General features: G+C 77.2%; 11 protein-coding genes. 5 read left to right on the plus strand and 6 right to left on the minus strand.

Annotation, left to right across the window (positions count from 1 at the left end):
- Positions 1 to 608: 608 nt before the first annotated feature.
- Positions 609 to 1,781, minus strand: a complete 1,173-nt coding sequence (locus IPL61_18545; GenBank protein MBK9033242.1) for a C69 family dipeptidase — start codon at positions 1,779 to 1,781, stop codon at positions 609 to 611.
- 51 nt (positions 1,782 to 1,832) lie between these two features.
- Between IPL61_18545 and IPL61_18550 the strand changes: the two genes are divergently transcribed.
- On the plus strand, positions 1,833 to 3,161 hold the full coding sequence (locus tag IPL61_18550) for a flavin monoamine oxidase family protein (protein ID MBK9033243.1): 1,329 nt from the start codon (positions 1,833 to 1,835) through the stop codon (positions 3,159 to 3,161).
- Position 3,162: 1 nt separating this feature from the next.
- On the opposite strand, the gene IPL61_18555 is transcribed toward IPL61_18550, so the two are convergent.
- Positions 3,163 to 4,257, minus strand: a complete 1,095-nt coding sequence (locus IPL61_18555; GenBank protein ID MBK9033244.1) for an alkene reductase — start codon at positions 4,255 to 4,257, stop codon at positions 3,163 to 3,165.
- A gap of 112 nt (positions 4,258 to 4,369) precedes the next feature.
- Here IPL61_18555 and IPL61_18560 point away from each other — a divergent pair, with 112 nt between their 5' ends.
- Complete coding sequence (locus IPL61_18560) at positions 4,370 to 4,978, plus strand: AAA family ATPase (GenBank protein MBK9033245.1); 609 nt, start codon at positions 4,370 to 4,372, stop codon at positions 4,976 to 4,978.
- A 12-nt stretch (positions 4,979 to 4,990) separates the two neighbouring features.
- Here the strand turns inward: IPL61_18560 and IPL61_18565 are convergent, their stop codons facing one another.
- Positions 4,991 to 5,755, minus strand: coding sequence for a hypothetical protein (locus tag IPL61_18565; GenBank protein MBK9033246.1), 765 nt, complete (start codon positions 5,753 to 5,755; stop codon positions 4,991 to 4,993).
- A 54-nt stretch (positions 5,756 to 5,809) separates the two neighbouring features.
- Positions 5,810 to 6,649 (minus strand): universal stress protein, encoded by an 840-nt coding sequence (locus IPL61_18570; GenBank protein MBK9033247.1) that lies wholly within the window; start codon positions 6,647 to 6,649, stop codon positions 5,810 to 5,812.
- 212 nt (positions 6,650 to 6,861) lie between these two features.
- Between IPL61_18570 and IPL61_18575 the strand changes: the two genes are divergently transcribed.
- The 3 genes from IPL61_18575 to IPL61_18585 all read left to right on the plus strand — a co-directional run bounded on the left by IPL61_18575 (position 6,862) and on the right by IPL61_18585 (position 9,300).
- Positions 6,862 to 7,038 (plus strand): hypothetical protein, encoded by a 177-nt coding sequence (locus tag IPL61_18575; protein ID MBK9033248.1) that lies wholly within the window; start codon positions 6,862 to 6,864, stop codon positions 7,036 to 7,038.
- A 2-nt stretch (positions 7,039 to 7,040) separates the two neighbouring features.
- Positions 7,041 to 7,211, plus strand: coding sequence for a hypothetical protein (locus tag IPL61_18580; protein MBK9033249.1), 171 nt, complete (start codon positions 7,041 to 7,043; stop codon positions 7,209 to 7,211).
- Between the two features lie 97 nt (positions 7,212 to 7,308).
- Complete coding sequence (locus tag IPL61_18585; GenBank protein MBK9033250.1) at positions 7,309 to 9,300, plus strand: DUF389 domain-containing protein; 1,992 nt, start codon at positions 7,309 to 7,311, stop codon at positions 9,298 to 9,300.
- Between the two features lie 10 nt (positions 9,301 to 9,310).
- Here IPL61_18585 and IPL61_18590 read toward each other — a convergent pair whose 3' ends face one another.
- Complete coding sequence (locus IPL61_18590; GenBank protein MBK9033251.1) at positions 9,311 to 10,084, minus strand: hypothetical protein; 774 nt, start codon at positions 10,082 to 10,084, stop codon at positions 9,311 to 9,313.
- A 63-nt stretch (positions 10,085 to 10,147) separates the two neighbouring features.
- Positions 10,148 to 11,089 (minus strand): M23 family metallopeptidase, encoded by a 942-nt coding sequence (locus IPL61_18595; protein ID MBK9033252.1) that lies wholly within the window; start codon positions 11,087 to 11,089, stop codon positions 10,148 to 10,150.
- Between the last annotated feature and the right edge of the window lie 46 nt (positions 11,090 to 11,135).

Raw genomic sequence — 11,135 nt, forward strand, 5'->3', positions numbered from 1 at the left:
GCGACCGGCGCTGTCCGGGCTCGGCCAGGGTTCGCTCACGAGTCCGTCGAGGATCGGGCCGCCGTGACCGCGCCGTGACAGGCGATCGCGGTGACGCCGCGTCGGCCCGCGCCGACCGCGCAGAACCTTCGCGGCCCACGTCGCCCGCGCCAGTTCTGCGGTCCGACAGGTGGCGGGGGGGGGGGGGGCGGGGGGGGCGGCCCCCCCCGGCCGGGGGCCGGGGGGCCGGGGGCGGGGCCCCCGCCCGGGCGGGGCGGGGGGGCGGCGCCGCGCGCCCCGCCCCCGGGGGGGGGGGGGGGGGGGGGGGGGCGCGCCGGCGCCCCCCCCCCCGCCCGCGGGGGGGCGCCCCCCGCCCCCCCGGGGGGGCGGGGGGGGGCGCCCGGGGGGCCGCGGCGGGGGCGGGGCCGGGGGCCCGGGGCCGGCCCGGGGGGGGGGGGCCCCCGGCCCCCCCCCCCCCCCGGCGCCGGGGGGGCCGGCGCGCGGGGGGGGGGCGGGGGGTGGGGCGGGGGGGGGAGGGGGGGGGGGGGGGGGGGGCCGGGCGGGCGGGGGGGGGGGGGGGGGGGGGGGGGGGGGGGGGGGGGGGGGCGGGGGGGGGGGGGGGGGGGGGGTCACGCCAGGCCGGCGCGCTGGTCGCGGATCCGCCAGTAGCGCCGCACGTACCACGGGCGATCGTCGCGCACGGCGCCGAGCTGCGCCCGCCACGCATCGATCCGGCGCGCGTGCTCGGCGAACGCCGCCGCCGACGCCGGCGGCGACCGCAGCCACGCGGCCTCGACCGTCGCGATCTCGCCCGCGATCGCCGCGCACGCGGCGGCGTCGCCGATGACGCGCCGGTGCAGGCGCTCGTGCCGCCACCACAGGCTGGTGGCGTCGGCGCGGTCGCGCGGCGGCGGCCCGAGGTCGAGCGGCGCGTCGACCGCGATCGGCTTGTACAGCGACAGGCACGGCGCCGCGGTCGCGGTCACCCAGTGGCGCGCGCCGGCCGGCGTCAGCTCGGCGACCCACGAGCCGGTGGTCTGCGACGACGCGAGCACGCCGCCGGCGTGGACGCACGGCGCCGCCAGCGCGCCGTGGTGCCAGCGGTAGCGCGGCCGCCCGTCGCCGCGGTGATCGCGCAGGGCCGCGAACAGATCGGCGACCGAGCGCGCGGCCCGCGCCGCGCCGAGCGTGCAGGCCTGGCGACGATCCGCCGCCGCCACCCACGACCGCAGCCGGTCGCGGTGCCCGCGCAGCGCCGGCAACGTCAGCGCGTTGGAGATCGACGCGGCCCCGACCACCGCCTGGGCGGTCCACCGACGCCCGGCGGTCTCGACGACGAACGCCCCGGTCGCGTCGGCGACGATGAAGCTCGCGTGATAGCTGAAGCCCGGGTGCTCGTGGCCGCAGCCGCCGCCCTGGCCGTGCTGCTCGAGCAGCGCGCCGAGCGTGGCCACCGCCGCGGTCGCCGTGGTCGCGCGCTCGAGCGCCAGGCGCACCAGGTCCATGCCGGTCAGGCCGACCGCGGCGTAGGGCGCGTCGGTGAACACCGCCTCGTTGCCGATCACCACGCCGTGCTCGTTGGCGCCCATCTCGGCGCCGAAGATCCAGAACGGGCGGGAGAGCGCCACCGCGTGGGTGTGCGCCGCCTGCGGGATCGTGAGGTGGGTGCAGCGGACCACGGCGCCGGGCGGGTGCGCGCGCGCGGGGTGCCACGACACGAACTGGGCCTCGTTGGGATCGCGATCCGAGTTCTTGCCGAACAGGACCCGGCCGTCGACGATCGCGACCAGCGTGTCGCACATGACGCGAGGATAGCTGGCAATGGGCCCGGCCGCGTGGTGGAGTGATCCACGATGAGCGAGCGCACCGACGTGGCCATCATCGGCGCCGGGTTCGCGGGCCTGTCGGCGGCGCGCGCGCTCGCCCGGGCCGGCCGCGCCGCCGTGGTGCTCGAGGCCCGCGACCGCGTCGGCGGCCGGGTCTACACCGAGCGACCGGCCGGCGGCCCCTGGGTCGACCTGGGCGGTCAGTGGGTGGGGCCGACCCAGGACCACCTGCTGGGCCTCCTGCGCGAGCAAGGCGCGGCCACGTTCCCGACCTGGACCACCGGCGACAACCTGGTCGTCGTCGAGGGCCGCGCCCGGCGCTACCGCGGCACGATCCCGCGGCTCGGCCTGCGCAGCCTGATCGACGTCGGCCTGGCCCAGTGGCGGCTCGAGCGCATGGCCCGGCAGGTGCCGCTCGACGCGCCGTGGCGGGCCAAGCGCGCGGCGGCGTGGGACGCGACCACGCTGGGGGCGTGGCTCGATCAGCACCTCTCGACCAAGGTCGCGCGCGATCTGCTGGGCGCGGGGCTCGAGTCCGTGTTCGCCGCGAGCCCGCGCGACCTGTCGCTCCTGCACGCGCTGTTCTACATCCACTCGGGCAAGGACCTCGACACGCTGTTCGGCACCACCGACGGCGCCCAGGCCACGCGCGTCGACGGCGGCATGCAGCCGGTCGCCGAGCGGCTCGCGGTCGGCCTCGACGTCCGGCTCGAGCACCCGGTGCGCAAGATCGAGCACGGCGACCAGGTCACGATCCACCACGACCGCGGCGCGCTGATCGCCGATCGCGTGATCGTCGCCATCCCGCCGCACCTGGTCGCGGCGATCGACTTCGCGCCGGCGCTGCCGCGCGATCGCGCCGCGCTCGTGGCCGGCATGCCCATGGGCGCGGTGATCAAGTGCACCGCGGTCTACCCGCGGCCGTTCTGGCGCGACCGCGGCCTGTCGGGGCTGTCGCTGTCCGACCGCGGCCCGATCCACGTCGCGTTCGACAACTCGCCGCCCGACGGCAGCTGCGGCGTGCTGATGGGCTTCGCCGAGGCCGACGCCGCGCGCCGCCTGGGCACGCTCACCATCGCCGAGCGCCAGGTCGAGGCCGTGGCCTGCTTCGCGCGCGTCTACGGCGACCGTGCCCGCGCGGTCGACCGCTACGCCGATCACGTCTGGGAGCGCGATCCGTGGTCGGGCGGCTGCTACGGCGCGTTCGCCCCGCCCGGCCTGTGGACCTCGGTCGGCCGGGTCATCCGCACGCCGGTCGGCCGCCTGCACTGGGCCGGCACCGAGACCGCCACCGCCTGGAGCGGCTACATCGACGGCGCGATCGCCTCGGGCCTGCGCGCCGCCGCCGAGGTGTGAGCTACTCGGCGCGCCGCTCCTGCGCCAGCGCAGGGTAGTCGACGTAGCCGTGGGCGCCGCCGCCGTACATGGTCGCGCGATCCGGCTGCGCCAGCGCCGCGTCGGCGGCCAGGCGCTCGACCAGATCGGGGTTGGCGATGTACGGCGTCCCGAACGACACCAGCTGGGCCGCGCCGCTGGCGAGCGCCGCCTCGGCCTTGGCGCGGTCGTAGCCGCCGTTGGTGATGATCGGGCCGTGGAACAGCGGGCCGAACGTCGCGAGCGCGTCGGCGGGCCAGGTCGGGAACCGATCGAGCGGGAACATCCCCTGCATCAGGTGCAGGTACGCGAGCGGTAGCTGGTCGAGGCGCTCGATCAGGTAGGTGAACAGCGCCAGGGGATCGCGGTCGATCATGTTGTTGTACGGGATCGTCGGCGACAGCTTGATCCCGACCCGGCCCGGTCCCCAGACCTCGATCAGCGCGGCCATCACCTCGAGCGTGAACCGGGCGCGGTGCTCGATCGAGCCGCCGTACGCGTCGGTGCGCTGGTTGGCGCCGTCGACCAGGAACTGGTTCGGGAGGTAGCCGAACGCGCCGTGCAGCTCGACGCCGTCGAACCCGGCGTCCCGGGCGTGGGCCGCGGCCGCGCCGTAGTCGGCCACGGTGGCGCGGATCTCGTCGAGCGTCAGGGCGCGCGGGGTCTCGTAGTCCTGCGGGCCGGTCGAGGTGAAGTGCTGCTGGCCCTCGATCCGCACCGCCGACGGCGCGACCGGCAGCGCGCCGCCGCGCACCGACGAGTGCCCGACCCGCCCGGTGTGCCAGAGCTGCGCGAAGATCCGCCCGCCGGCGGCGTGGACCGCCGCGGTCACGCCGCGCCAGGCCTCGACCTGGGCGGCGTCGAACAGCCCGGGCGTGAGCGGGCTGCCGATGGCGTCGCGCGAGACGTTGACGCCCTCGCTGATGATCAGCCCGGCGCTCGCGCGCTGCTGGTAGTAGGTGGCCTGGAGCGCCCCCACCCGCCCGTCCGCGTCGGCGCGGCTGCGGGTCATCGGGGCCATGACGACCCGGTTGGGCAGCGCCAGCGCTGCGAGCGTGATCGGTTCGAGGAGCTTCATCCCCGCCACCATGCGACCGGACGACGGCCGTGACAATCACCGCCGGCGGTGCATCACTGTCTCGGATTCCGTACCAATCCGTCATCGCGCGGCGGTGGTAGCCTGCGCCGCCATGGCCGCAGCCGATCCCGACAAGCCCAGCAACGGCCGGTGCCGCATCGTCGTCACCGGCGGCCCCGGCGGCGGCAAGACCACCGCCGCCGACCTGTTCCGCCGCGAGATCGGCGAGCGCGTCGTGGTGGTGCCCGAGGCCGCGACCCTGCTGTTCTCGGGCGGCTTCCCGCGCACCGACGACGCGCTCGCGCGCCGGGCCGCGCAGCGCGCCATCTATCACGTCCAGCGCAACCTCGAGGACGTGCAGTCGGCGCGCTTCCCCGACCGGATCCTCCTGTGCGACCGCGGCAGCGTCGACGGCGCGGCCTACTGGCCCGGGGCGCCGGCCGAGTTCTTCGACGCCGTCGGCAGCACCGCGGACGCCGAGCTCGCGCGCTACGACGCGGTGATCTTCTTCGAGTGCGCCGCGGCCGGGGGCCTGTCGATCGAGGGCGGCAACCCGACCCGGACCGAGTCGATGGCCCAGGCGGTCGAGCTCGATCGCCAGCTCCACGCGCTCTGGTCGCGCCACCCGCGCTTCGTCATGGTCCCGCACGACCCGTCGTTCGTGAAGAAGATCATGTTCGGGCTCGCGGCGCTCGAGCGCATCGTCGCGCAGCTGCGCTGATCGACCCGCGGCTCAGCAGCCCCAGCCGACGATCCGGCAGGTGCCGGAGGGCGCGCACACGCTGTCGACCTCGCCGTCCTTGCACGGCGCGACCGGGTGCGCGACCGGGCGCGGCACCGCCCTCGCGGACACCGGCCGTAGCCGCGGCGCGCGGGTCCAGCTGCAGTCGCGCCAGCTCGTGCACGGCACCGCGTCCGGCCAGCTCCACGCGCACTGCCCCGACGGCGCGCACGTACAGATCGGGCCCTGCTCGGTGAGCGGGCCGAGCATGCCCGGGGTGCCAGCCGCGCAGCGCGCGGCGCCGACGTCGAGCGCGCAGTCGTCGTCGCCGCGGCACGCCGCCGACGGGTCCGCCGCGGGCGCGATCCGGCGCAGCGTGCACTGGCGGTCGACGCAGCCGCACGCGCCCGGCGGCGGCGCGGACTCGTCGCACGCGGCCATCGCCGCCGCGGCCGGCGCGCGACCGCAGCGCGCGGGCATGCACGGATCGTCCCAGCCGCAGTCGACGTCGGCCTTGCAGGAGTCGCCGCGGCCGGCGCGCGCGGCCGCCGCGGCGGTGGCGACCGCGGCGGCGTCGGCCGCGGTGACGGCCGCGCCCGCGTCGACCAGCACGACCGGCCCGATCGCGGGCCCCGTGGTCGACTCGGCGTCACGCTCGACCGCCGGCCCCGCCGCCGGCGCCGGCCGCGACGACCGCCCGCAGCCGCTCCCAAGCACGAGCGCCACCGCCGCCACCCCGACGATCGATCCCAGGCGCGCGACGCGGGCGGACGGCATCACACGACGATCCCACGACCGCGCCGGGCGGACAACCGCGGCGCCGCACCGGGATCAGGGCAGGTTCGAGCGCACCACCAGCACCGAGCACGGCGCGCTGCGCACGACCGCCTCGGCGGTGCTGCCGAGCAGGATCCGCCGCAGCCCGGTCCGGCCGTGGGTCGCGACGACGACCAGATCTGCGGCGACCCCGGCGGCGGCGCGGGCGATGATCTCGGCGGCGTCGCCGCGCTCGACCACGAGCTCGGCGTCGAGCCCGCAGTCCTGCACCGCCGCCGACAGCCGCGCCCGGGCCCGCGCGAGCTCGTCCTCGGCCGCGGCCGGGGCCACGCCGTCGGCGAGGGGGTCGAGGCAATGGAGCGCGGTCACCGCCACGCCCCGGCGCCGGGCCTCGTCGGCGGCCGCGGCCAGGGCCGGCAACGACAGCGCCGACAGGTCGGTCGCGACCAGGATCCGCAACCCGAACGGCGGGCGCGCCACCAGCACCGCGCACGGCGCGTGGCGCACCACCCGCCCGGCCACGCCGCCGAGGACCTGCCGCCGCAGCGACGCGCCGCCGTGCGCGGCGACCACGATCAACGCGGCCGCGCGCGCCGCGGCCGCCGCGACGATCGCCCCGCACGGCTCGCCGGTCAGCACCAGCGCGTCGACCGCGGCCCGGTCGTCACCGCCGCCGCCGATCGCGCGGGCGATGGTCGTGCGCACCGGCGCGATCGTCGCGGCCGCGGTCGCGTCCCCGGCGCCGTCGTCCAGCACGTGGGCCACGACCAGCCGCGCGCCGTGGGCCAGGGCCTGCGCGAAGCCGGCGCGCACGGCCTCGTCGGCCGCCGCGCTCAGATCGGTGGCGACGAGGATCACCGGCTGGGCCGGCTGGGCAGGAGCTGGAGGGTGCATGGTCGCCCGCTCGCGAGGAGCCGCTCCTGCAAGGTAGCACCGTCGCGGCGGCATCGATCGCGGCGCCGGGGTATGGTCGTCGCACCGAGCGCGGTCGTCGGCGGGTCGCCCGCGGCCCGCGCGCCCGGCCCATCCATGGCGCACGCCTCTCACAAGCTCGGCGGCGCGTTCGAAGGCGCGCTGGCAGGCGGCGGTGATCCGGCCCGCTGTACGTGTTCGGCCCGTTCCTCAAGCTGATCGTCGCGGCCGGGGTCGCCAACGTCACCTTCGGCGCGTCGATCTGGCTCGCGGTCGTGACCGTCGCGATGGTGTCGGCGATGTACCGCCTGGTCATGCGCTGGGTGACCGACGGCAGCGGCGGCAGCGGCCTCAACGGGCCTGCGATCTGATCATGATGGTCAGCCACGGCCGCGGCGGGGTCACGCGCGCGGCCCGCGTCAAGGTCGGCAGCGTCGTCGACCAGCTCCTGCCGCAGCTGCCGTGCCCGATGTTCCTGGTGTCGGCGCGCCCCGAGCCCGCGGCGGCGCGGCCCGAGCCCGACGCAGCGGCGGCGCTCCCGTGACCACCGCCGCCGTGGTATCTGCCGGCATGCGCCGAGTCCTCACGGTCGAGTTCAGCCGATCTCCCGACCGACGCCGCCCCCGACGAGGCGCGCGGTCGTGAGCGATCGGCGCGACCAGCTCGACCAGCCCGACAAGAGCGACCGGCCCGACGGCGACCCACCCGGCAAGAGCGACCAGCCCGACAAGAGCGACCGGCCCGGCAAGAGCGGCCGGCCCGACAGCGACCGGCCCAGGCGCGCGGCCCGCGCCGTCCGTGGCGTCCGTAGTCTGATCGAGCAGCTCGAGGATCAGGCCGCCGGGTTCATCGGGGTCACGCCCGACGATCGGATCAGCGTGGTCGAGGGCATGCTGCGCCGGTCGACGGCCCACGCCATCGGCTACTGGCTCCAGCTCATCCTGGCGATGGCCATCGCCACGCTCGGCCTGGCGATGAACAGCGTCGCGGTCGTGATCGGCGCCATGCTGATCTCGCCGCTGATGGGGCCGTTGATCGAGTTCGGCGTCGGCCTCGCCACCGGTTCGCTCCTGCTGACGATCCGCGCCGGCGTCCGCACCGCCGCCAGCGTCGCGGTGGTGGTGTTCGCGGCCGCCGGCCTGACCCGGCTGCTGCCGTTCCACGAGGTCACGACCGAGCTGGCGGGCCGGACCAGCCCGACGATGATCGATCTGTTCATCGCCGTCGCGTGCGCGCTGGCCGCGGTCTACACCACCGTCCGCGAGGGCAAGGACGCGATGGCCGCCGCCGCCGGGACCGCGATCGGCATCGCGCTGGTCCCGCCGCTGTGCACCGCCGGCTACGGCCTGGGCACCGGCAACCACGACATGCTGCAGGGCGCGCTCTTGCTCTTCACCGCCAACTTCGCGGCGATCACCGCGGTCACCTCGGCGACGGTGTTGCTGCTGGGCTTCGGCCAGGTCAACACCGCCGAGATCGAGGACGACGTGCTCGAGCGCCCGTCCGAGGGCCGCCTGGCCCATGTCGCCGCCCGGGTCACGCGCCGCACCGTCGGCCGCCGCCTGGGCGCGCTGACGCGCCTGCTGTTGCCGGCGATGCTGCTCGGCGCGATCCTCGTGCCGCTGCGCCGGGCGCTGCACGAGGTCAGCTGGCAGGTCGAGGTCCGGTCCGAGGTCGAGCGCCTGCTCGCCGAGGTCCCCGGCGCCGTGGTCCGCCAGAGCCTCGAGGTCCGCGCCGGCACCGTCCGGGTCCGGCTGTTCCTGGTCGGCACCGACGCGGAGGCCCGCGCCGTCGCCGCGACCCTGCGCACGAAGATCGCGATGCGCCTCGGCAAGGAGCCGCTGGTGGACGTGGTCGCGGTGCCTGACGCGGCGACCCTCGACGCGATGGCGAACCAGCTGCGCCAGGCGGCCCTCCCGCCGCCCGACGCGCCGGCGCCGGCGCCGATCACGCCGCCGGCCACCTTGTTCGCGAGCGCGCTCGATGACGCCCTCGCCCACCACTGGCCGTCGTCGGCGGGCACCGTCCTGCGGCTGCGCGTCACGCCGCGCGGCGGCACCCCGGTCGCGCTCGAGCTCGACGTGACCCACCTCGGGGCCCCGCTCGGCGAGGTCGGCGAGCAGCTGCTCGAGCAGGCGTGGAGCGCGCAGCTCGAGGCCACCGTCGACGTGAACGATCACCCGCTGCCGGTCGCCGCGGTCGCGGCCCCGGCCGACGCCGGCGAGACCTGGCTGCCCGAGGCCGTGCGCGTGCTCGACGCGACCGCCGGGATCGCCGGCCTGAGCCTGTGCTTCACCGTGCCGGCGCCGGCGCCGCCGCCGCCTGCGCGGCCCTGGCGCGCGCCCACCCCACCGCCACCGCCCGCGTCGATCGAGATCGTGCGCGGCGTGCTGACCGGCCTGACCCGGGCGCGGCCCGACGCGGTGATCGTCGATGGCGTCGGCTGGAGCGTCCGCGTCACGACCGCGAGCTGCTTGCCGGCGCCGACCGCCCCGGCCGATCCGACCGCGCCCGTCCCGGCGGCCGATCCGACCGCGCCCGCCCCGGCGCCGCCGCCCACCCAGCCCGCGTCGGCCCCGGCGCCTGCGCCCGCGGCATCCGCGCCCGCAGCGCCGACGACCGCGGCGCCCTGACCCGCCCTGATCAGCGCGCCCGCGCGCGGCTGCGCGTGGCCCGGGCCTTCGGCGCGATCACCGCGGCGACCGCCGCGCGCTCCTTGCCGTGGCTGGGCTTGCCATGGTTGGCCGAGCGGCGCGTCGACTTGCGCGACGGCGTCGCGAGCGAGTCCTCGAGCGTGGAGGTCATCCCGGCCTTGCTGCCGCGGGTGTTACGCCGCGCGCTGTGCCCGGCGCCGGCCGCGCGATCGGTCTCCGACACGCCGGGCTGCGCGGTGTCGACCCACAGATCGCGCACCTGCTTCTCCGGCCGCGCCAGCACCATCGCCTGGGCCAGGGCGGCTCGGCCCTCGCGGCGCCCGATCAGGCTCGGCGCACCCGCCAGCTTCGGCCGCGCCGCGTCCGGCACCGACGCCCGCCCGGCGCTCCGGCCGCGGCGGTCGAGCAGCCGGCGGATCGCCTGCACCGCCGAGCGCAGCGCCGGCGCCCAGGCCAGCGCGCGGCTGGCGCCGAGGTGCTCGATCTGGACCGGCGGCACCCCGGTCAGGCCCACGTGGATCGAGCAGCGCGTGTCGACGCCGCCGCGGGGCCCGTTGACGTCGGCGAACCGGATCGTCACGCGCTCGATCAGCGTCGCCCAGCGCGCGAGCGCGGCCGTGGTCTTGGCGCGGATCGTCGCCTCGAGCGTCGCCTCGACCTTGGGCCGAGCCCGGATGTCGAGCGCCGTCGTCGCCGTCGGGGTCGGGCCCCGGCTCGCCTTGCCGACCTTCGAAGCTGTGCGCGGGAGCGTCTGCTTTGCCATGCCCGCGTTTTACCACGCTCGTCGCGGAAGCCTCGTCGGGCGCCCGCGACGCCGCGCCTCACCTCACGGCGACGGCAGGTGGACGCGCTCGTAGTCGGTGGCCGCAAATGGCAGGTCGAGGGCGGGGACGCGCGCGGCGCGGCTGACGTATGGCGACACATGGTCCGTGAACCGCATCGGCTGGTAGTTGCGCGCGAAGATCGTGGCGAGCGCGCGCTCGACCCGATCGGGGATCGCGCGCAGCCGCGCCGCCAGGTCGGGATCGCGGCACGCGTCGAGCTGGGCGGCGAGGCGGGCGTCATCGATCGTCGTCGGGGGCAGATCGCGATCGGTGGCGCCCGGGGTGGGGTCGTTGGCGCGGCGCCACAGCGACGCCTCGCCGGCGACGGCGAACGGATCGACCGGCTCGCCGTCGAGCCAGACGTTGAAGTGCAGGTGCGGCGGATCGGCGCCGAGCGCGGCCACGAAGTTGAGCCCCGAGGCGCCCGACAGCGCGATCGGCTGGCCCCGGGCGACCACGTCGCCGGGCGCGATCAGCACCCGGGCCAGGTGGGCGTAGCTGGTGGCCAGGCCGTCGCCGTGATCGAGCAGGAGCTTGAGCCCGCCGCGGTGGAACTCGCTGACGACCAGGATCGCGCGGCCGGCGGCGGGCGCGACGATGACCGTGCCGGGCGCGGTCGCGAAGTCGGTGCCGTTGTGGCTGTCGTAGGTGAGCGCGCCGCCCTGGAAGTCGCGGACCTGGGTCTTGCGCACCGACCAGCCCCGCTCGATCGGCGTGGGCGTGCGGTTGAACAGGTTGTAGATCGGCACCGCGCGCCCGAACGGCCGCTGGCCGCGCCACACCGCCAGCGCCAGGCGCGGCTGGAGGATGCGCAGGCTGGTGTGATCGAACCGGCTCGGCGGGGTCAGCGCGTCGCCGCGGACCGCGAACACGGTCTCGCGCAGGCGCAGGCGCCACGGCGACAGCCCCAGGACCTCGGACAGCGACAGGCGATCGGCGGGCACGCCCCATCGTGCCTGGTGGCCGCGCCGATTGAAATCGCGGCGCGCA

This window comes from Myxococcales bacterium (assembly GCA_016717005.1).
Lineage (GTDB): Bacteria > Myxococcota_A > Polyangia > Haliangiales > Haliangiaceae > UBA2376.

Excerpts from the sequence above, each read along its gene's own strand:
- IPL61_18580 (MBK9033249.1), top strand. The coding sequence starts at position 7,041 with ATGATGGTCAGCCACGGCCGCGGCGGGGTCACGCGCGCGGCCCGCGTC.
- IPL61_18590 (MBK9033251.1), bottom strand. The coding sequence starts at position 10,084 with ATGGCAAAGCAGACGCTCCCGCGCACAGCTTCGAAGGTCGGCAAGGCG.
- IPL61_18560 (MBK9033245.1), top strand. The coding sequence starts at position 4,370 with ATGGCCGCAGCCGATCCCGACAAGCCCAGCAACGGCCGGTGCCGCATC.
- IPL61_18555 (MBK9033244.1), bottom strand. The coding sequence starts at position 4,257 with ATGAAGCTCCTCGAACCGATCACGCTCGCAGCGCTGGCGCTGCCCAAC.
- IPL61_18570 (MBK9033247.1), bottom strand. The coding sequence starts at position 6,649 with ATGCACCCTCCAGCTCCTGCCCAGCCGGCCCAGCCGGTGATCCTCGTC.
- IPL61_18550 (MBK9033243.1), top strand. The coding sequence starts at position 1,833 with ATGAGCGAGCGCACCGACGTGGCCATCATCGGCGCCGGGTTCGCGGGC.
- IPL61_18565 (MBK9033246.1), bottom strand. The coding sequence starts at position 5,755 with ATGCCGTCCGCCCGCGTCGCGCGCCTGGGATCGATCGTCGGGGTGGCG.
- IPL61_18545 (MBK9033242.1), bottom strand. The coding sequence starts at position 1,781 with ATGTGCGACACGCTGGTCGCGATCGTCGACGGCCGGGTCCTGTTCGGC.